The organism is Paenibacillus sp. LjRoot56 (genome assembly GCF_964253335.1).
Lineage (GTDB): Bacteria > Bacillota > Bacilli > Paenibacillales > NBRC-103111 > Paenibacillus_E > Paenibacillus_E allorhizoplanae.
On sequence record NZ_CAXURV020000002.1, the window covers coordinates 93,790 to 115,130 of the forward strand.

At 46.3% G+C, this 21,341-nt stretch carries 12 protein-coding genes and 1 riboswitch; of the genes, 9 read left to right on the forward strand and 3 right to left on the reverse strand.

Translation table 11 applies throughout. The features are described 5' to 3' along the window. Nucleotides 1-3: 3 nt before the first annotated feature. Complete coding sequence (locus ACSQ8O_RS13440; protein WP_436242064.1) at nucleotides 4-2,733, forward strand: alpha-mannosidase; 2,730 nt, start codon at nucleotides 4-6, stop codon at nucleotides 2,731-2,733. Between the two features lie 248 nt (nucleotides 2,734-2,981). On the opposite strand, the gene ACSQ8O_RS13445 is transcribed toward ACSQ8O_RS13440, so the two are convergent. Next, entirely contained in the window at nucleotides 2,982-6,044 is a 3,063-nt protein-coding gene (locus ACSQ8O_RS13445; protein WP_436242065.1) for an amino acid adenylation domain-containing protein, read from the reverse strand. Nucleotides 6,045-6,128: 84 nt separating this feature from the next. Further along, entirely contained in the window at nucleotides 6,129-7,871 is a 1,743-nt protein-coding gene (locus ACSQ8O_RS13450; protein WP_436242066.1) for a methyl-accepting chemotaxis protein, read from the reverse strand. A gap of 151 nt (nucleotides 7,872-8,022) precedes the next feature. After that, nucleotides 8,023-8,107: riboswitch (cyclic di-GMP riboswitch) on the reverse strand. 340 nt (nucleotides 8,108-8,447) lie between these two features. Between ACSQ8O_RS13450 and ACSQ8O_RS13455 the strand changes: the two genes are divergently transcribed. The 8 genes from ACSQ8O_RS13455 (at nucleotide 8,448) to ACSQ8O_RS13490 (ending at nucleotide 20,408) form a co-directional block, all read left to right on the forward strand. Continuing rightward, a complete protein-coding gene (locus ACSQ8O_RS13455) occupies nucleotides 8,448-10,679 on the forward strand; it encodes a rhamnogalacturonan lyase (protein ID WP_436242067.1) in 2,232 nt (743 codons plus the stop codon). A 38-nt stretch (nucleotides 10,680-10,717) separates the two neighbouring features. Further along, nucleotides 10,718-11,755 (forward strand): glycoside hydrolase family 88/105 protein, encoded by a 1,038-nt coding sequence (locus tag ACSQ8O_RS13460; protein WP_436242068.1) that lies wholly within the window; start codon nucleotides 10,718-10,720, stop codon nucleotides 11,753-11,755. Nucleotides 11,756-12,004: 249 nt separating this feature from the next. Further along, nucleotides 12,005-12,193, forward strand: a complete 189-nt coding sequence (locus ACSQ8O_RS13465) for a hypothetical protein (RefSeq protein ID WP_436242069.1) — start codon at nucleotides 12,005-12,007, stop codon at nucleotides 12,191-12,193. Further along, nucleotides 12,190-14,874: a pyruvate, phosphate dikinase gene (gene ppdK / locus ACSQ8O_RS13470; protein WP_436242070.1), complete on the forward strand. Its 2,685-nt coding sequence runs from the start codon at nucleotides 12,190-12,192 to the stop codon at nucleotides 14,872-14,874. Before ACSQ8O_RS13465 ends, ppdK begins: the two co-directional genes overlap by 4 nt. 24 nt (nucleotides 14,875-14,898) lie before the next feature. Beyond that, nucleotides 14,899-15,699, forward strand: coding sequence for a pyruvate, water dikinase regulatory protein (locus ACSQ8O_RS13475; RefSeq protein ID WP_436242071.1), 801 nt, complete (start codon nucleotides 14,899-14,901; stop codon nucleotides 15,697-15,699). Nucleotides 15,700-15,962: 263 nt separating this feature from the next. After that, nucleotides 15,963-17,060 (forward strand): GDSL-type esterase/lipase family protein, encoded by a 1,098-nt coding sequence (locus ACSQ8O_RS13480; RefSeq protein ID WP_436242072.1) that lies wholly within the window; start codon nucleotides 15,963-15,965, stop codon nucleotides 17,058-17,060. Nucleotides 17,061-17,075: 15 nt separating this feature from the next. After that, complete coding sequence (locus tag ACSQ8O_RS13485) at nucleotides 17,076-19,637, forward strand: glycoside hydrolase family 2 protein (protein WP_436242073.1); 2,562 nt, start codon at nucleotides 17,076-17,078, stop codon at nucleotides 19,635-19,637. Next, nucleotides 19,638-20,408: a sugar phosphate isomerase/epimerase family protein gene (locus ACSQ8O_RS13490; RefSeq protein ID WP_436242074.1), complete on the forward strand. Its 771-nt coding sequence runs from the start codon at nucleotides 19,638-19,640 to the stop codon at nucleotides 20,406-20,408. Between the two features lie 67 nt (nucleotides 20,409-20,475). Here ACSQ8O_RS13490 and ACSQ8O_RS13495 read toward each other — a convergent pair whose 3' ends face one another. Beyond that, a complete protein-coding gene (locus tag ACSQ8O_RS13495; RefSeq protein ID WP_436242075.1) occupies nucleotides 20,476-21,264 on the reverse strand; it encodes a helix-turn-helix domain-containing protein in 789 nt (262 codons plus the stop codon). Between the last annotated feature and the right edge of the window lie 77 nt (nucleotides 21,265-21,341).

Here is a 21,341-nt window from a genome sequence, read left to right on the forward strand (position 1 = left end):
CCCATGAGTACCAAGCGAACGGCTCATATCATTTCCCATACCCATTGGGATCGGGAGTGGTATTTACCATATGAGAAGCACCACGTGCGTCTAGTTAAACTCGTAGATACGTTATTAGATAAAATGGATCAAGATGCAAATTATCGCAGTTTCTTTCTGGACGGCCAGACGATTATTCTGGAGGATTACTTGCAGGTCAGACCCGAACAAAAGGATCGCCTAAGCAAATTAATTCGAGATGGCCGTATCCTCATCGGACCTTGGTATATTTTGCAGGATGCCTTCTTGACGAGCGGCGAAGCCAATGTCCGCAATATGCAGATTGGACATCAAGATGCGAAAGCGTATGGCGATGTGTCGAAAATCGGTTATTTTCCCGACACATTCGGCTTAGTCGGGCAGACGCCGCAATTGATGCAGCAGTCCGGCATCACGAATGCTTTATTCGGCCGAGGCGTGAAGCCGACGGGGTTCAACAACACAGTCTCGGACGGTGATTTTGAATCCTCTTTCTCGGAGCTGATTTGGGAGGGGCCAGATGGCTCCCAGGTGCTGGGTATTCTATTTGCCAACTGGTATTCCAACGGCAATGAGATCCCGGTTGATAAGGAAGAAGCCAAAGCGTATTGGGAACGCAAACTGGCGGACGCTGAGAAATACGCTTCCACAGGCGAACTGCTCTTCATGAATGGCTGCGATCATCAGCCTGCTCAGTTGGATCTACCGGAAGCGATTCAAGCTGCGAGCGAGCTTTTTCCGGATACAACCTTTGTTCATTCGAATTTTAACGATTATTTGGCGGCCGTTCAGCGTTCAGGCAAGCAGGAACTTTCGACAGTCAAAGGCGAGCTGCGCAGCCAACGGACGGACGGATGGTCAACGCTTGTCAATACGGCTTCGGCGCGTGTGTATTTGAAGCAGATGAATCAGCTGGGACAAGCGATGTTGGAGAAAGTGGCCGAGCCGCTGGCGGCTTTCGCTCATGTCCTTAAAGTTGGGGAGAAGTACCCGCATCATCTGTTCACTTATGCCTGGAAAACCTTAATGCAAAACCATCCGCATGATAGCATCTGCGGTTGCTCCGTGGATGAAGTGCACCGTGAAATGGTCACGCGCTTCGATAAGAGCCGCCATGTTGCTGAAGCCATTATCGATGACAGCAAGCAAGCCATTGCAGACGCAATCGATACAACTGACTTTACCCTGGCGGGCGAAGGCGCTCTGCCCGTAGTCGTGTTTAATACGTCGGGTTGGGAACGCTCGGGGGTTGTCGGTATTGAGATCGATGCTTTACGCCTTTATTTCCGAGATGGCTATACGCTGGAAGAAGCAAGCGCTTTTGCCAAAGCGGCAGATATCACAGGACGAGTACTCGTGGATGCATCATCGGAGGCTCTGCCATGCACAGTCGAGGATCTTGGCTTGCAATTCGGTTACGATTTGCCGGACGACAAGTTCCGTCAGCCGTATATGTGCCGAAAAGTAAGATTGACTTTTGAAGCAGATAAGGTGCCGGCACTAGGCTTGAAAACTTACGCTTGGGTGAAGAGGGAAACAGAACTAGCCGATTCCTCGTTATTCACAAATGAGCGGGTCATGGAAAATGCAGCGATCAAGATTGAAATCGCGGATAACGGTTCATTCACGCTGACGGATAAGAAGAACGGGCGCACGTACCGGGATTTGGGTGTATACGAGAATACCGGAGATATTGGAAACGAGTATATGTTCCGCCAACCAGATGGCGAAAAGCCACTAACAACGAGCGAATTACGAGCTCAAATCCGTGTGCTCCAAGATACGGCCTACCAAGCTTCCGTCGAAATCGTCCATGATTGGGAGATTCCTGCGTCGGGCGACGACATGCTGGACGTTGAACAACGTGACTTGGTGTACTATCCGCATCGCAAAGCACAGCGTTCAACGCGCATGATTCCGATGCGGATCCGCACGGTGGTTAGTTTGAGCCGAGCCGGCCAGGGAGTTGAGATCGAGTCATCCTACAACAATCAGGCGAAGGATCATCGTCTGCGGATGTTATTCCCAACGGATCTGACTGCGCAGACGCATCATGTTGATTCGATGTTTGAAGTCGTGCAACGGGATAATACGCCAGCCGCAGAGTGGGAAAACCCAAGTAATACTCAGCATCAACAGGCATTCGTTGATGTCAGCGAAGCGGGGGCGGGCTTGGTCGTTGCCAATCTCGGATTGAACGAATACGAAGTTCTGCGCGATGGGCGGAATACGATCGCCGTTACACTTCTGCGCGCTGTTGGCGAGCTCGGCGATTGGGGCTTGTTCCCGACTCCGGAGGCTCAGTGTCTGGGTGAACATACGGTTCGATTGGCGATCTTCCCGCATACTGGTGATGGCGACAAATATGAAGCCTATACGGCTGCATACCAGTTCCAAATTCCTTGGACAGTGGCACAAACCAGCATCCATTATGGCCGAATTGCTTCGACATTTGCTCCTTTCCAATGGGAAGGTGAGGGGCTAGCTTTATCCTCGATGAAAATGAATGAAGCATCAGGTGATGTGCTGCTTCGTTGGTACAACATGCGTTCACAGCATGCGGCGGTTAAGGTCAGCACGCAACTTCCGCAGCGGAATTTCTATAAGAGTACGATCTTGGAGATACAAGGTGAGCGTTTGGCCGTGGAGGCAGATGGCGGCTTGACGTTGCCAGTAGGCCCCTGTGAGATCGTGACAATCGGGATTCAGCGGTAGTCATAATCAGCTTGAAAAGACCAGATTAGCTTAGGCTAATCTGGTCTTTTCAGGCATTTTTTTGTTGTTCAAGGGGGAGCGATGTTTCCTCCATATTTGTTTAGCTAGCCGCCGTTTGGGCAGTTGTTGGAGAATGTTTAGTTAAAAGGGCAGATCAAATTGAAAAATTTGTCTGCCCCTAATATCATTCAACTTGTCTATCCGTTATTCAGTATGATGGCTTGCCCAGAGGACTCAGATGTTAGGTTCTACGGTTTGGGGAAATATCCACGATCGACTGCATGTTCGACCAATGCGGCTACCAACGTTCTCAAGCTTGGCAAGGGAGTTAAGGAACTAGCATTCTGAATGGAGCTCTCACAGCTATAAAGGTACGGTGAAGTTCTAACCCCGTCGCCTTCCAATAATGGAATGGCTAATTGAACAGCTTCCGTACTGATGTTGTTGCCTACTGTAATGACCCACTTTTCAAACTCTTTTTGCGGTAAAAGGTCAATAGCATATCCTAGTTCTCTCAGCGCTTCAATGAATGCATCATAATGTTCTTGAACCGGATTGCAAATGTGGTAGATTTCACCGAATGTTCGCTGCTTCATTAAGGAGACCATAAAGCTGCTTGCAAAGTCTATGGGAGAGATATCCATATATGCGTCAACGATAGGCGCTTTACCTAGAAGCAAGAATGCCTTAATCATACGATAGAAATAGTTTTCATGTATATTTTTTTGAAAGCGACCGGTCACACTGTGGCACGACAAATTGCCTGCTCGATATATCGAACATGGCAGCCCTGCACTAATAGCTTCAACGACACATTTTTCTGCTAAAAGTTTACTGTTTGTATATACATTTTCCAATTTCAAGCTATAAAACTCCTGGAAATTTTGCGATACCGTTTCCCAATATCCTGATGATGCCATATCTTCCGGTATTCCTATTGTAGAAATGAAGTGGAAGGGGACGGTAGGCCTATCGTATACCAATTTCAGCAGGTTTTGAGTGCCAATCACATTGGTTGCATGAAAATCATCTATACTGCCAAAATGTCTAACATCCGCACCAGCATGGATAATAGAACTAATTTTAGTAGAAACAAACTTGCGTTCTTCGGCGCCCAAGCCTAAGTCAGCATTCGCCAAATCACCCTCGAGTACGAAAATCCTATTCGTATACTTGGCAAAAAACGTTTGACCCCAATAGGAGTCCAAGGTTTCCCAAACCCGAGCAATCCCGTTATGACCAAATTTGGGACGAACCAGTAGGTGGAGATTAGCATCTGTGGTTGTCAACAGCTCGTATATCAAATGTGAACCCAAATATCCGGTTGCCCCAGTTAACAAAATGTCCGAACCTAAACCGTTTTGGGTATTCATATGCACCTTTGGAAGTATTGGCAGCTCCTTAAGTAGCATGTACTCGGCGAAGGACGTTTCTTCAACCTCGTCAGTACTACTAGATAATGTAGACATATAGGCAGCCAAATCTTTCACGGTTGGATATTGATACAAATCATTCATTCGCAAGTTGAGGTAATTCTGTTTTAAACGTGATAAAACCGCCATAACACCTAGAGAGTCTCCGCCAATCTCGAAGAAACTTTCGTTGCGACCGACTCGCGCAAGTCCTAGAATTTTAGACCATACCGATGCAATGGCATGCTCTAATTCGCCAGCTGGCTCTTCATAAGGACTATTCGTCTCTGCTAAATCGATATTATCCATGGCGAGTAGCTTCTTCCTGTCTACTTTGCCTGTAGGAGAGAGCGGTATTTCCTGTAGGTTATAGAAAAAGCTTGGAATCATATAATAGGGGACGTAAGATTTGATATGCTCACGCAGCTCAGTGCTGGATACATGGGATTTTGTAGAGTAAAAGCAGGAAAGATGCTTTACCGTATTGTTCTCTTGGATAGCCACTACGGCTGCATCGAGAACGGAAGGATGCTTGGACAAAGCGTTCTCAATTTCACCAATTTCAATACGGAAGCCACGTAGTTTTAATTGCCCATCTTTACGATATTGGAATTCGAGATTGCCGTCGGATAGCACTTTGACGATATCGCCCGATTTATAAACCTTGGAGTTAGGAGCGCTGCTGAACGGGTTCGTAATGAAAACTTCGTTCGTTTTGTCAGGGAGATTCAAATATCCTTTGGCAAGAGCAAAGGTCTCAATGAAAAGCTCTCCTTCTTCGCCGACTTCCGCAAGCGTCCCATCAGCTTTAACAACATAAATCTTATAATTGCCGATAGGGGAGCCGATAGGGACAGTTATCGAATTGCTGTTCCAATAGTCAGTTATCTTGAAGGTCGTTGTAACGACCGTGCACTCTGTTGGTCCATAAGCATTAAAAATGACGGTATCCATGCCAAACTTGTCTTGGAACTTGCGTACATGGTCGGAGAGAAGTGCTTCCCCACCTACGGTAATGTTTCTTACCGTCTGCCACATTGATTTGGGATTGGAAATTGTTGTCTCAGATAGTCGATTAAATACAGATGTGGGAATACAACCAATGATAGTAATTTTTTTGCTTTCAAGAAGGGACAAAAAAAGGTCAGGTGTCAATTGCTCTTCCTTAGTTAAAATAGCAAGCGTTGCACCGTTGAGCAAGCAGTTAAACGTATCTAAAATAGAGGCGTCAAAACTAAATGTAGAAAACTGAGTAAGCACATCTGCGCTCGAAATGTCCAATTTGTTGGTGAACGTATTCGAAAGATTTACAACGCCTCTGTGAGCAATCAGCGTACCTTTCGGATTTCCGGTGGAGCCGGAAGTGTAAATCACATAAGCCAAATCATCCGGAGTAATGTTCGCATCCTCGAAGCTGGTTGCGCTGTTCGAAAAACAGTTTTCTATCGAAATCGGGGTATCGACACCTAAGGTAAGACATAACTCTGCAGCAGTTTCCACGTGGTTCTTCTTGATGATCAATTGTTTGCAACTAGCGTTTTGTACGATATACCGATTGCGTTCAATAGGATGCTCCGGGTCAATAGGGACATAAATACCGCCCATACGCAATACTCCAAGAATGGAGATAACGGTTTCGGGGCTGCGCTCCATATAAATACCGACAAAATCGCCCTTACGGCAGCCGGCATTGGTCAAAGCGTTCGCAACCTGAGAGCTCTTTGTGAACAAATCGGCGTAAAGAATTTCAATGTCACCATGAGAGATTGCTGCTTTATTTGCATACCTCGTTGCTACGCGCCGAAAGATGGAGGATATCGTTTCTGTTTCTGGGTAGGCTTCGTCCGTATGGTTGATTTCACTGTAGATGGACGGTTTTTCTTTGACGAGATTCAGCATGGTCTCTCTCCTCTATATGTGAACTATGTTATTGGAATGGATTACAGGGCGACAACCGCCATGTAATCCGGAATTCCTATCCGTTTATTTCATCTCTATATCAAACTTGCCTACCATATCGCTCAATTCCACAGCAACCGTTGAGAGCTTGCTGGCGAAAGTTGAAATGCTTTGTAAGGATGATTCCTGAGTTAGAACCGATTCCATAATTTTGTTAGTACTTTGCGCTGTTTTTCTGGATATTCCTCCCAATTCCCCCATCATAGCAGTCACTTGCTCTGTACTTGCAGACATTTCTTGTGTAGCGGATGAAATATCGATAACTTGATTCGATACGACCTGCGAGGCATCCAAAATATTAGTAAAGGATTCTCCTGTGCTTTTGGCAATTTCCAATCCTTTTTTGGTTTCATTGGTACCTTGTGTCACGAATGTAGCTGTGTTGTGAGTCTCTGATTGAATGTCGGCAACAAGCGTTTCAATTTGACTTGTCGAATTTTTCGATTGATCGGCAAGCTTACGTACCTCAGCAGCTACAACTGCGAACCCTCTGCCATGTTCGCCAGCTCGCGCAGCTTCAATACTTGCGTTTAATGCAAGTAGATTGGTTTGAGCAGTTAAGTCCTTAATAAGGTTGAGAATACTGCCAATCTCTTCTGATTTCGATTCAAGGAGCTTGATTGTGTCTGCGGTAGAAATTGAGTTCGTATTGATGCGTCCCATTTGATCCGATATCGTTTGAGCGGCCATATTGCCTTCTTCGGATAGATTTTTCATAGCGTGAGAAGCATTAGCAACTTCGGTTGCGTTTTGAGCGATGACTTGCAAAGAAGCTGCAATTTCTTCAACGGATCGTCCGCATTCTTCTGTAGAATTTTTTTGCTGGTCGACATGCGTATTCATGTCTCTGATTTCAGTTGTGATCAGTTCAATGCTTTGACGATTGTCTTCAGTGATGTTGAACAGTTCATTGGAAGCGTCGGATACACTTGAAGCTGTTTGTTTAATACTTGATAATATTTCGCGAATATTAGAAAGCATCATATTGAATTTTTGATTTAATTCGCCGAAACCGCCGTTTTCCTCTAATGTAAAATTGAACTTTCCGTTAGAGGCTTGTTCGATTCCTCGCATTAATTGGTTGATCGGCATAAGCGTTCTTCTTGCCACCCAATATTGCGCCCCATTGCAAATCACCAAGGCGATTAAGAGTAAAATGATCGAACTCAGAAGGAACGATTTTTGAGCATCGGGAATCACTTTAGCGTCTACGTCCACGCCAAAGTAAGCTACAACATTGCCATTATCGTCAACAATGGGATAAAGGACGCTGACCCATGTGCCGTAATCATCTTTATAGTATGAAGTGAAGGTCTCGGTTTTAGTTTTCAACATGGATTTCAAACCCTTGACGATCCCTTTCGGTTGCTCATACATATCTCCGATGTTCAAACCTGCCTCCTTAAAAGCTTTAACAACGTGACTCGGGAACGAAATCAACGATGTTTTATTTCCATCCGCTAACTCAACCCCAAAGATATAAGCTTGTGCTACATTGGCATTGAAGGCAGTGTAACTATCAAATTGTTTGGTTAATCGTTGCTGCTCGCTTGCTTCATAGCTCTTATCACTTAATGCACCCTGGACGTCTTTATAGGTTATACCTTGTGCCCACACGGATGTCATATTATGGGTCTGCGTTCTCAATGTATCTGTTAAAATTTGGTTCTGAAAATAAGCGCTGATGGAAATAAGCACGACCCCGATGACTAGCAAATTCAACATCGAGAATAAAAGATTTTTGCCGAAATAGTTCTTGGTCTTCAATTTAACTGCACTCCTTAGATGCTATTTGTATTGACGCGAAACGCTATATTCTGTGAATATCCCCCATTCTTCGACATTTTTTTCAGACTCCGTAGTGATAGAGACATAAAAAAGCCTATCCCAAAGGTTCGGGATAGGCTTACTATCACAAACTGGCGGTTTGGCAGCCATAGCTTCGTAGCTTTAGGCCCATAACTTTGCGCCCTTACCTTTCGATAAGTTTGCCTTTACAGTTATAGCTTATTTACAAAATATTACTCTTACAAATTATGACTATTATAAATTAACGATACATTTCTGTAAATACTATTTGTATATATGTATTGTAAACATGTGTCAAATATGCGACTTTCAGGTCATACTTAAGTATCGTAATATGCTATGTTACATAGGCATATTGTATCAGTCACTCCAAATGGAGATGCATCTGCTCAAAATAGTATAACTCTGGACAAAAATGTCCCATTGCCGGAAGTTGCGCGAGGAAGTACGCTACAGGTGTTGATTTTTTGAAGCTTTGACATCCACAAGGCATAGATGGGAAAAGGCTACCCGTGTGGGTCATTGTGAATATGTATGATAAGTACTGGAGGATCTGGAATGAGCGTACAAATGGAGAATTTGGACCGGGGGTTGGCGGCAGTATGCACTTCCGAGGGAATATTTATCAGCTGGCGGCTTTTGGGGCAGGAGGTGACAGGTGCTTCTGACCACGGCTTAACCGGCGCGGATTTCCGATTGTACCGCAACGGTTTACTTGTTGCGGAGATCGGTGACAGTACCAATTATCTGGATAAAGTCGGTACCCGAGAATCGGCTTATTCGGTAGCCGCAGTGATGGACGGGAAGGAGCAGGAACGGTGCGCCGATGTCCGCCCATGGGAAGCCCCCTATCTGGAAATTCCGCTGCAGAAGCCTGCGGACGGAGTTACGCCTGTGGGTCAATCCTATACCTACAGCGCCAATGACATGAGTGTAGGCGATGTGGACGGCGATGGGGAATACGAATATATCGTCAAATGGGATCCGTCCAACTCCAAGGATGTCTCCCATGTAGGCTATACGGGGAATGTGTTTCTGGACTGTTATAAGCAAAACGGCACCCTTTTGTACCGTATCGATCTGGGGGTCAATATTCGGGCAGGTGCCCATTACACGCAGTTCCTAGTCTATGACTTCGACGGGGATGGCAAGGCGGAGCTCATGTTCAAAACTGCCCCGGGTACCCGTGTGATCCGTTATCAGGATGGTACTCCCATTTCTGAAACCTTCATCACTTTACTGCCAGAGGATGTGGAAGCCGGCTGCAGTCATGATGATGATTATCGCATGAGCAGCGCCGATTATGCGGAGCATGTGGCAGATATGTTCCAGGGCTGGCACAAGCATGAGGAAGTAATGGAAGGACGCTGGCCGGCTACGCTTGAGGAATGCTTCGGTATTTCCCCGCAGTATGACTATCCGCTATCTCGGGAAGATGCAGTACATCTGGCAGATTATTTCCTAGATGTGTATGCACCCGGAAGAAGTGAACGCAACAAGCTACGCCAATTCGAGGGCTTTATTCTGAGAGGACCGGAGTACCTTAGCGTTTTCCACGGTGAAACGGGAGAGGAGCTTAAAACGCTCCGCTACAAACCGGGACGCCATGACGACGGGCTTATGTGGGGGGACTATTCCTGGAACCGTATTGAGCCAGGGAACCGGGTGGACCGATTCTTGGCAGGGGTTGCCTACTTGGACGGCTGCAAGCCTTATGCTTTATTTGCCCGCGGGTATTACACCCGGGCTACCATGGCAGCCTACAGCTGGGACGGTCAGGAGCTGAAGGAAATATGGTTCACCGACAGTGGATGGGTCACGATGAACAATCCTTTCAGGGATACGCTGCACCTTCAGGACGGCCGGAATCCTGGCTTCAGCGGGCTGGCCAAGCAGGGTGCCCATTCACTATCGACCGCCGACGTGGACGGAGACGGCTGTCAGGAAATCGTCTACGGGTCGGCTACCATTGATCAAGACGGAAGCATTCTATACAGCTCCGGGGGAATTCTGCCGGAGGGGAGCGCGGATCCAGGGGCGTATGCCAAGCTGGGTCACGGGGATGCTTTGCATGTGGCGGTTATCGATCCGGATAGGGACGGTCTCCAGATCTATATGGTCCATGAGGCTGGCATTCATGGCCCTTATGGATATACCTTGCGGGATGCGGCAACCGGAGAGGTGCTGTACGGTGCATTTGCCAAGGAAGATGTGGGCCGGGGCATGATCGGCAAAGTGGATCCGGAGATCCCCGGGCTGCAAACCTGGTGCAGCGAAAGTCATCTGGCTCATGAGCCGTCCCGGGGATTACGCTCGGCCAAGGGCGAAAGGCTAGATGAGAAGGCCCCCGGTACCAATATGAGCATCAAATGGGCGGCAGACATGACCAGCCAGTTCATTAGTGGCACCTTTGACGAACCGGTTACCATCGAAGACTGGAAGCGGGGCCGGCTGTTGACGGCCGAAGGCACACGCTCCAACAATGGCACCAAGGGCAATCCGTGCCTGGTGGCGGATCTGTTCGGAGACTGGCGGGAGGAACTGGTGGTGCGAACGACGGATAGCAAGGCCATCCGCATTTATATGAGCACTGAGGTGACAGATCGAAAACTGTACACCCTGATGCATGATCCCCAGTACCGAACAGGGGTAGCCTGGCAGAACGTGGTGTACAACCAGCCCTGCTACACCAGCTTTTATCTAGGTACGGATATGAATTGGTCCAAAGTGCCTGTTCCAGATCTTTTGTTAAGAACAGAATTTTGAAAAATCCAATACGCATCGAAATAAAGGAGATGGATGGAATGCGCAAGTTTGAATGCAACGAAGCTGAAGTGAAGGAGCTTATTGACCGGATTGTCCGCAGAACAATGAATATTGATTTTACCTGGAATTGGTCCTGCGGAGTGGCCTTTTATGGAATCTCCAAAGCTTGGGAAGCAACAGGAAATCAGGAATATATCGATTTTCTGGTGAATTGGGTGGACGAATATCTGGAACTGGGGCTTCCACCGATGATGGTGAATGCCTGCGCCATGGGACATACAATGATAACCCTGCATGAGGCTACTGGCGATAAAAAATATCTGGACCTGGCTTTAATGAAGGCAGAGTATCTCCGCAAAGAGGCTATCCGGTTCGGAGAAGGCGTATTCCAGCACACGGTTTCCTCAGAGAACGATTTTCCCGAGCAGGCATGGGCGGACACGCTGTTCATGGCGGCATACTTCCTGCTGAGGCTAGGCTTCAAATTAGATAACAAGGAATACATTGAAGATGCGCTGAACCAATTCTACTGGCACGAGGAATATCTTCAGGACCCCAAGAACAATCTCTTCTACCATGCATGGGATAACGTGAGGAAGGACCACCTGTCCGGTATTTACTGGGGTCGAGCCAATGCATGGGCGGCATACACCATGGCCCAGGCCTACAAGATGCTGAACCCGTTTATGCCCATGTGGATGCAAATCGGCGGCGCTCTTGGCGACCAATTGAGCGCACTAGTGAGGCTGCAAACGCCTAATGGGCTGTGGCGTACGGTAATGAATGATGAAACCTCCTATGAAGAAACCTCCGCCTCCGCCGGCATCGCAGCTGCGATGTCCATTCATGGACATCCCTTACATCAAAACTATATGGCTAATGCGTACGCGGGCATTCTGGCCAACATTGATGAAGACGGTTCGGTTCGGAACGTATCGGCTGGTACGGCAGTTATGTATTCTGCGGATGACTATAAAGTAATTTCCAAGAAGCGGGTTCAGGGATGGGGTCAAGGATTGACCTTGGCTTACCTCGTTGCATTGCTTCAGAACAGGAAGATTGTAAGTAAGATTTAAGTGGTGCCTAGGAATAGCCTGTCTCAAAGGTCAATTTAGACCTTTTGAGACAGGCTATTTTTTCGATCCAGTCGGCGTATAATCGAAAGCTAAAAAAATCTGAATATGACACACTATATGATGTTAAATCCCTTAATTCATCTATATAGTACATTTTATATAATAATTAAAATATATATTGTGTCATTAATAATGTAATGATATATTTATGACATACTAAATAATGGATTTTTATTAAGGAGGCCAGTGATGAGAGTTGGGATAAGTGGAACAGCTCATGTAGAATTAGCTGCTATTCAACGTTTTGATTTGGGTATCCTGATCTGCAAATCGTGTAATGAAGTGATTGCTACGTTACCAACGGATGGGTATAAGAAATTCTATGGCTTGTGTAAGAATATGACGTGTATCGAAAGAAATAAGGAGGCTAACAAATGAAGACTCAGAAACAAGTGCTGCTGTTCCAAGAGGGAGACGCTTCAATGAAAATGCTTCTCGGAGGAAAAGGGGCTAATTTAGCAGAGATGACTCGTGCTGGCCTTCCTGTCCCTCCGGGATTTACAATTACGACAGAGGCTTGTTTAACTTTTTTTAAAGTGGGAAATCGGATCTCAGATGAGTTGCTTGATCAGATTTCAGCAGCGCTCAAAGCGCTTGAGAAACAAAAAGGTCAACTGTTCGGGGATGACACCAATCCCCTTTTGGTTTCTGTACGATCGGGTTCTGTAAGCTCGATGCCAGGTATGATGGATACCATTTTGAATCTTGGACTTAATGATCTCACCGTACAAGGGTTGGCCGCTCTTACAAGTAATGAAACATTTGCATACGATTGCTACCGTCGCTTGATGCAGATGTTTGGAAACGTGGTTCTGGGCATTGAATCCTACCATTTCGAACAGCTATTGCATCGCTTGAAAGAGAAAGAAGGTGCAGAGCATGATCAAGATATTTCGGCTATCGGTTGGAAGCTTCTCATTGAGGATTATAAGAAGTGTATTTTGGCCAAAACAGGTCGTGCTTTCCCGCAGCATGTCTATGAGCAATTGAGAATGGCGATAGAGGCTGTGTTTAAGTCATGGAACAACCCACGGGCTCACATTTACCGTAAAATAAATCGGATCCCAGATGATCAAGGGACAGCAGTCAACATTCAAAGTATGGTTTTTGGTAATAGGGGAGGGAATTGTGGCACAGGCGTTGTTTTTACAAGAAATCCATCTACGGGTGAGAATACATTTTTCGGTGAATATCTCATTAATGCGCAGGGCGAAGATGTTGTAGCAGGTATAAGGACTCCGCTTGCGATTGCTGCTTTGAAGGAAGAGATGCCGGAGATTTACGAGCAATTGTTTGCGGCTTCCAAGCAGCTTGAGAAGCATTACAAAGATATGCAGGATATCGAATTTACGGTTGAAAATAATAAGCTTTACTTGCTTCAAACACGTAATGGGAAAAGAAATGCCCAAGCTGCTCTGAAAATTGCGGTCGATCTGGTCAACGAAGGATTATTGTCAAAGCAGGAAGCTATTGGACGCATAGAAGTGTCTCATCTTGATCAGCTTTTGCATAGAGGAATTGATGAAGAGGCAATTAAGGATGTATTGGCAAAAGGACTTCCGGCTTCGCCGGGTGCTGCGGTCGGACAGCTTGTATTTGACGCGGATACTGCGGCAGAGTGGAGCCGTGCTGGTAAGACAGTTATTCTGGCAAGAAATGAAACGACTCCCGAGGATATTCATGGCGTGATTGCCTCCGAAGGTATTCTTACAAGCCGTGGTGGGATGACAAGCCATGCAGCTGTAGTGGCAAGAGGAATGGGTAAGCCTTGTGTTTGCGGCTGTGAAGAAGTTCGAATTATGCTTAATGATAAGCAGATGACGGCTGGAGGCAGGATCGTGGAAGAAGGAGATTGGATTACCCTTGATGGAGCGACCGGGCGCGTTATTCTTGGTGCTATGCCTTTGCGAGAAGCTCAAATGACAGATGAGCTGCTAATTGTACTCCAATGGGCGGATGAGATTCGAACACTGAACGTATATGCTAACGCAGATAATCCGGAAGATGCCAAAACGGCCAGAAAATTAGGTGCTCAAGGAATCGGATTATGCCGAACAGAGCATATGTTTTTCTCACCAACTCGGTTGCCTGTCGTTCAACAAATGATCTTAGCGGATAATAAGGAGAAAAGATTGCAAGCACTTGCGAAGCTGCTTCCTATGCAGCAATCCGATTTTGAAGGAATATTCGAGGAAATGGACGGTTTACCGGTAACAATAAGATTGTTAGATCCGCCTTTGCATGAGTTTTTGCCAAACATCGAGGAACTGCAAAAAAGACATATACAGCTGACCTATGAGTCAGAGGGGGCAGATTCGGAACGAGAAGAGACAGCTGATCTTCTGCGCAAAGTACAAGCGCTTCATGAGACGAACCCCATGCTAGGGCAGCGGGGTTGTAGATTGGGCATTGTTTTTCCAGAGATTTATGATATGCAGATCGAGGCCATTTTCCGTGCAGCTTCTAAGTGTAATAACAAAGGTATTCGAGTCATTCCTGAAATTATGATTCCACTAGTTGGCCATGCGAATGAGCTTAAAGTATTAAGGGAGCTAGTTGATTTCGTCGCCGAACAGGTGATGGGAAAAGACAACCTTAGAGAATGCCCATATAAGGTAGGGACAATGATTGAGGTACCACGTGCCGCACTGACTGCGCGTCAAATTGTGGCCTATGCGGATTTTTTCTCCTTTGGCACAAATGACTTGACACAGATGACATATGGGTACAGCCGTGATGATGCGGAAGGGAAATTTCTAACCCATTATGTCGATCAAAAGCTGCTTCCGCATAACCCCTTTCAAGTGTTAGATACCGAAGGGGTCGGACAATTAATTGAATTAGCCGTGCATGGAGGGCGTTCCATGAAGCCTTCGCTCAAAACAGGTATTTGCGGTGAGCATGGCGGAGATAAAGAATCGATTTTCTTTTGTCATTTGACGGGACTCGACTATGTGAGTTGTTCTCCTTTCCGCATTCCTTTGGCACGCATAGCTGCTGCACAAGCATTCATCCTACATGGTAATCCTAATGAAATAAAAATAAGTCAAGTAGTTTGATAGGAATATGGGAGGCAGGCAAGAATGGAAGAGAAAGTTCATACGATATTCGTATGTTCGGATTCAGTTGGGGAAACAGCGAATACAGTCGTTCAAGCGACAATTCGTCAGTTTAATACGAGTCAGATTTCTGTGAAACGGTTTGGATCCATGCGTTCGGAAGAAGACATTCGAAAAATGATGGAAGAAGCTTCTCGAATAGGCAGTTTTGTAGTCTACACACTCGTTCTTCCGGAACTAAGAGAGATGATGCGTCAAGAATCAATACGCTTAAATGTGATTAGTATAGATATCTTAGGTCCTGTAATGCAAGCGTTTATGGATACGTATAAAGATTCACCTAAAAAGAAAGCTGGATTACTTCATCAAATGGACGAAGAATATTATAAAAGAGTGGAAGCCGTTGAGTTTGCTGTCAAATGTGATGATGGTAAAGATACAAGTGCATTAAAACAAGCGCATATTGTTCTACTTGGGGTTTCTAGGACATCGAAAACACCACTAAGCATCTTTTTGGCTCACAAAGGTTACAAAGTGGCCAACTATCCGCTAGTGCCAGAAGTAAAGCCGCCAACGAGCTTGTTTACGTTAAACAAAAGCAAACTAGTTGGTTTGACGATGAGCGCCGATCAACTAGTCAAGATCCGTACCGAACGGCTAAAAGCGGTAGGGCTGCCATTTGGCGCTAAATACTCAGCGTTAGAGAGGGTTGTCGAAGAATTGGAATATGCGTACGGCTTGTATAAACAGCTTGGATGCATGGTCATAGATGTCACGGAGAAAGCTATTGAGGAAACAGCTGGCATTATATTGGACGCAATGTAAGGATTTCGTTCGCAAAAATAAATAACGCCCTGATGATATAAGACGAATATGTATAGGACATTTGACCGTACTCTGCAAATGCGTTCACTCTATTGGGTGAACGCATTTTTAATTTCAAAGAGAACTTAATTAGTACATTTTTTAGAAGATTCGACCTAATTTACAGTATACATTCTATCGTGTGTTAGCTACGTTTAATGAAGGATGGGGCTGCTACCAAGATGGCTCACCATACTCGAAAGTCACATGGAGATGAATGCACAATGGAGACAATACAGCTTCGAAATCGGTTAACGCAAGTCAAAGGTAAGCTGCAAACAGGGCAATTAACGTTGGGTTTCATTGGTGGATCTATAACCGCAGATAGCAAAGTGATGGCGAATTGGCCGGAGCCAGTCGCGCGTTGGTTTGTTGAATCATTTCCTCACGCACGCATTACAGTGGAGAATGCAGCGATTGGTGCGACAGGCAGCGATTTGGCTGTTTTCCGTGCAGACCGGGACTTGATTAACCGTCAATGTGATCTGATTTTCATTGAATTTGCCGTCAATGACTACAATACACCGTCTGAACAGCGGATGAGGGCGAGAGAAGGTTTGATTCGTAAACTTTTGGCAGGTGGGCGTAGTGAGCTCGTTTTCGTCTATACCTACTGTCAGAAAATGTACGAGGACATGTCACGGGGTATGGTCCCTGCCAGCATCGCTGAATTCGAGGAGCTAGCCGAGCATTACGGTATTAACACGGTTTGGGTCGGACTGCATGCCTGGCAGGAAGTGAAGAAAGGCCGAATGACCTGGGACGAATGGTTGCCGGATGGACTTCATCCTACGCATCGAGGCAGTCTGAGTTATGGACAGTGTGTAATCGACTATTTGGAAAAAGAATTGCTAACGTCTCCCGATGAGGAGAAAGCCGAAACCTATAAACCGCTCGCAGCGCCGCTTAATAACAATAACTGGGGGCATGTGGATACGCTCTCTTTCGATGAAGTTCAGTTGGAAGGACCTTGGATGATTAGACGGGCAGCGGCTCACATGCCTTGGGTTGATCAGATATTGAGCACATCAACGGTCGGGGCGAAGCTGTCTTTTTCGTTTACAGGCAAGGGGCTGGCATTAGCCTTTGATTTTGGCAAAAAATCAGCTGAATTCACGTATAAGCTCGACGGAGGTCATGCAATCACGACTTGTCGGGATCGGCCTACTTGGTGCGAAGATGGAGGCTGGTTCCTTATCTATTGGATCGCGGATGATCTGGAGGACGGGCTGCATCATATGGAGCTGGAGGTTGTTCACGGCAACAGAGAGGAATGTAGAGGGACGAATTTTCATTTGGGACTTATCGGAATAGTTAAGTAAAAAGGTGCGATGACGATGAAACTACTTTTAAATGAAGATTGGCAGCTAACGTGGGAGCCACTCTATCGCCAGACGGCAGAGTATATACAAGTTAAAAATAAACAGCAGGATTGGCTGCGGGCCGATTTGCCTTGCGATGTGCATATGCCGCTCATTGCGCAAGGGATCATCGCAGAGCCGCTAGTAGCGGATCAGTGCTTTGCGAGTGAATGGACGGAGAACCGCTCTTGGTGGTTTAAGAAGACTTTTATGCTGACGGATGATCAGCTGCATGCAGACCAAGTAATTCTTCGATTTGAATCTTTGGATGTAGAAGCCGATATCTGGTTGAATGATTGCCATCTGGGCCATCATCGCAGCGCCTTTTATCCGTTTGTTTGTGATGTGAAAGGCAAGGCGCAGCAAGGGGTCAATCAACTCTTTGTGCGTGTTACTTCGGGGTTGGAGCTCTATTCGGAGAATGATCTTGCGCTAATTAGTGAGGCCAAAGTGGTATACGAGAACGAGCAGATCGGGCACAGAGGCGATCATCGTCGAGGCATGCTGAGAAAACCGCAATATGTATTTGGTTGGGATTGGGGACCAAGGGTCGTGACGTGTGGGATCATGGGAGAGGTGAGTATTGAGTTTGCCCATCGTTTCCAAATTCGAGACATTCACGTAACCACGACAAGCTTGGATGCTGCGAGCAAAACCGCACACTTACAGTTTCAATTGGAGCTTCTGAATCTGCACCCTTTTCAAACGTTAGAAACAGAGCTGAAACTGGCACTGCTTTTTAATGGCAAGGAAGTGCAGCTTATTCACAAAGATTGTTGTCTTCGTTCCGGGCTGAACTACGTCACAATTCCAATGGAGGTGCCTGATGCTAAGCTTTGGTGGCCCAATGGGATGGGCGAGCAGCCGCTGTATGCGATTCGGGCAATGCTGCAGACGACAACGCATGCTGTGGAATATCCCTCCTTTTCATATGGGATACGCACGCTGTACCTAAACATGGATAAAATCCTGGAGAGTCAGGATGAACGTTCGTTCACTTTTGAAATTAACGGTGTGTCTGTCTTCAGTAAAGGTGGAAACTGGATTCCTGCGGATGCCATCTATGCGCGGGTCACGGATGCTAAATATGAAGCTCTGCTCAGTGAAGCCAAGGAAGCGAACTGCAATATGCTGCGTGTGTGGGGAGGAGGTATCTACGAAAGAGACATTTTCTATGACAAATGTGACGAGTACGGGATTCTCATTTGGCACGATTTCATGTTCACCTGCGCGAAATATCCAGATCACTTGGCTTGGTTTCGGGACGAAGTAGAGCGGGAGATCGATTACCAAACTCGGCGGCTTCGTAATCACTCTGCACTCGCGCTTTGGTGTGGCAACAATGAGAATCATTGGGGTTTTGAGGAATGGTGGAATGAGACGCAAGCTGCCGATTTCTATGGGGGAGCGGTCTGTTACAATGACATCGCGCCCCGCCTAGTCCAGCGGAACTGTCCAGCTATTCCCTATTGGAATAGCTCGCCTTACGGTGGTGAGCACCCGAATGGCAACCAATCGGGCGATACCCATCATTGGAATGACTGCATGATGCATGCCGACATGGAAAAGCGAATTACACCCGAGGAATATGACAAGGTGAGCGCTAAGTTTGTTTCGGAGTATGGGTATATCGGTCCATGTCGGAAAAGTACCACGGAGATTTACCATAATCGTCTACCACTTAATCGTGAGAGTAAGCTTTGGCAGCTTCATACGAATGTTTTCGAAAAAGATACGGTACTTGCCGGTATAAACAAGCATTATTTGACTACCGAACACTTGGGAATCGACGATTACTTGCTATACGCAGGCTTATGTCAGGGTGTAATGCTGGGGTATTCGCTTGAGGCGATTCGATCCAAGTTGTTTTGTTCCGGCGCGTTATTCTGGATGTACAATGACTGCTGGGGGGAGGTAGGCTGGTCGATCCTTGATTATTACCTAACGCGCAAAATTTCGTATTATTTTGTGAAACGAGCATTAGCGCCGGTGAAACTCATTTTACGCGAGCAGGATGGGATGATTCAGCTTACGGCGATCAATGAAACTAGCTCCGTGATTCGTGAAGTCCTAGAATACGGACTTATCTACTATGATGGGAGCGGGACGCAATCGACGGAGGTAAAAGTTGAACTCCAGCCATTCTCGCGGGAAGTCGTCTTACAATGGGCAACACCTGACTATTCTTCGAGAGAGGCGTGTTTGTTTGTCAGAGCGTTAGGTGAATCCAGCGAAATATTGCCAGCTGTGATACAAAACGAAGTGTTTCGCGATCTCATTTTGCCTGACGCACGACTAAAGGTGTCAAATATTCATGCCATTGAACCAGGGCAAATTCGATGTACGGTTACAAGTGAAGCTTTTGCGCATGCGGTGCATTTTAGATTGGATGAAACGATTCAGTTGAGTGACGAATATTTTGACTTGCTTCCAGGTGAGAAGCGGGAGATTACGATACGACACGGGGAAATTGCCCTCACAAGAGATCAGATCGTACCACGATCAATCAGACTAACGAATAGAGAAGGCGGCGTATGAATGAAACAGAAATTTGCGGTACAACTGTATACCTTGCGTAACGAATGTGAACAAGATTTTCCAGGGGTGCTAAGAGAACTGAAACAGATGGGCTGGGCAGGGGTTGAACTGGCAGGTCTACATAGTTACTCGGCCGAAGAGATTTCCGATGTGCTGCAACAAACAGAGTTACAAACGGCAGGTATGCATGTTTCTTTTCAGCGTTTGAGTAGTGAGCTGGAGAGTGTGCTTACGGAGGCGCGACGTTGTCGTACGACAACTTTAATCTGTCCTTCCGTCCCCCATGAGCTTCGAAATGAGGAGGGCTACCGGCAATTTCGCAACCAGTTAAATGAGATTGCGAAGAAAGTACAGGAGGATGGCTTCACACTAAGCTTTCACAACCATGCTTTCGAGTTTGAAACGAGCATTAATGGGACAAATGCTCTGGAATATCTGATTGAACCCTCTGCGGATAATGCGATATTGGCAGAAATAGATGTATATTGGGTGAAAAAAGCGGGGAAAGATCCAGCTGCTTTCATTCGTCCATATAGCCACCGGATGCCAACGATGCATGTAAAGGATATGACCAACGATGAGAGGGGGACGTATGCCGAAATTGGCACGGGCGTGATCGATTTCGATCCCATATTGATATGGGGAGAGCAGAATGGCGTGGAGTGGTACGTTGTGGAGCAGGATGTGTGTCAAGGTAATCCCATGGATTGCGTGAAGCTTAGCTTAAAGAACTTACACCGAATTGCAGAAAGACTTGGGGAAAATACATAGTCCTAATAGAGGTTTTCCCGTAAGGGAGAGCCTCTTTTTTATTTTGCAAGGGAACGTAAGTTACCCCCTAAGACTTCCAAACCTGAACTTTCTCTTTCATATAAGTGGAGGGCAGGGTGCCGGTACATTTTTTAAACACCTTGTTAAAGTACGACTGCTCGCAGAATCCGAGAAAATCGGAGATTTCTCCTACATTCATCTGAGAGTTAGTCAACAGGTCACAAGCGGCGGCAATACGGATTTGCTGGATGTAGTCCGTGACGGATTGTCCGGTAACCTGTTTGAAAATGGTACTGACATAGTTAGGGGTCCGATCCGCGTATTCGGCTAATTCGCTTAAAGTAATGGTTCTGTGATAATGATTGAGTATGTAGGCTTGAAGCAGCATAACGATGCTATAGGATTTGCCCTGTGTGGATTGCGAATCAATTTCTTCGTTGATTACCGCGAGCATTTCAAGCAGGATGCCGTGGCAGATGGTGTCTGAATAGACGGATTTGCGCAGCCAGTGTTGGGTCAACAATGAAAACCTTTGCTTCATATAGTCAAAGTTAAAAGGTCTGGTTAAGCAGCGATCAGGTGTGATTAGCAGCGGAAGTCCATCCCCATCCCCCTGATAATGAAAGTGTGCGACGTACATATCATGTGGTTCCTTGGTTGAATTCATCGCGCTGCGCCAAACACCTTGAGGGACAAATAAAAGATCGCCTTTTTGCATCGTAAAGGTGTGATCCTCAACGGTATAGTGAATGGTTCCATTGGTCATGAGAATTAAAATATGGTTGTTCGTCTTACTCTTGGGTACATGCCAATTCGGCTCACAATGCTCGAAATAAATAGCAACAGGTTGGATCATAGCGTGCTCCTTTCGCACAATACTTTCGCCTCTGTCAGGTCTTGTGCTCATTTTCTTAGTATAACTGAAATCGTAGA

Bases quoted from the DNA above. Each gene is read 5' to 3' on its own strand.
- ACSQ8O_RS13485 (WP_436242073.1), top strand. From the start codon at position 17,076: ATGAAACTACTTTTAAATGAAGATTGGCAGCTAACGTGGGAGCCACTC.
- ACSQ8O_RS13475 (WP_436242071.1), top strand. From the start codon at position 14,899: ATGGAAGAGAAAGTTCATACGATATTCGTATGTTCGGATTCAGTTGGG.
- ACSQ8O_RS13440 (WP_436242064.1), top strand. From the start codon at position 4: ATGAGTACCAAGCGAACGGCTCATATCATTTCCCATACCCATTGGGAT.
- ACSQ8O_RS13445 (WP_436242065.1), bottom strand. From the start codon at position 6,044: ATGCTGAATCTCGTCAAAGAAAAACCGTCCATCTACAGTGAAATCAAC.
- ACSQ8O_RS13455 (WP_436242067.1), top strand. From the start codon at position 8,448: ATGATAAGTACTGGAGGATCTGGAATGAGCGTACAAATGGAGAATTTG.
- ppdK (WP_436242070.1), top strand. From the start codon at position 12,190: ATGAAGACTCAGAAACAAGTGCTGCTGTTCCAAGAGGGAGACGCTTCA.
- ACSQ8O_RS13465 (WP_436242069.1), top strand. From the start codon at position 12,005: ATGAGAGTTGGGATAAGTGGAACAGCTCATGTAGAATTAGCTGCTATT.
- ACSQ8O_RS13480 (WP_436242072.1), top strand. From the start codon at position 15,963: ATGGAGACAATACAGCTTCGAAATCGGTTAACGCAAGTCAAAGGTAAG.
- ACSQ8O_RS13460 (WP_436242068.1), top strand. From the start codon at position 10,718: ATGCGCAAGTTTGAATGCAACGAAGCTGAAGTGAAGGAGCTTATTGAC.
- ACSQ8O_RS13495 (WP_436242075.1), bottom strand. From the start codon at position 21,264: ATGATCCAACCTGTTGCTATTTATTTCGAGCATTGTGAGCCGAATTGG.
- ACSQ8O_RS13490 (WP_436242074.1), top strand. From the start codon at position 19,638: ATGAAACAGAAATTTGCGGTACAACTGTATACCTTGCGTAACGAATGT.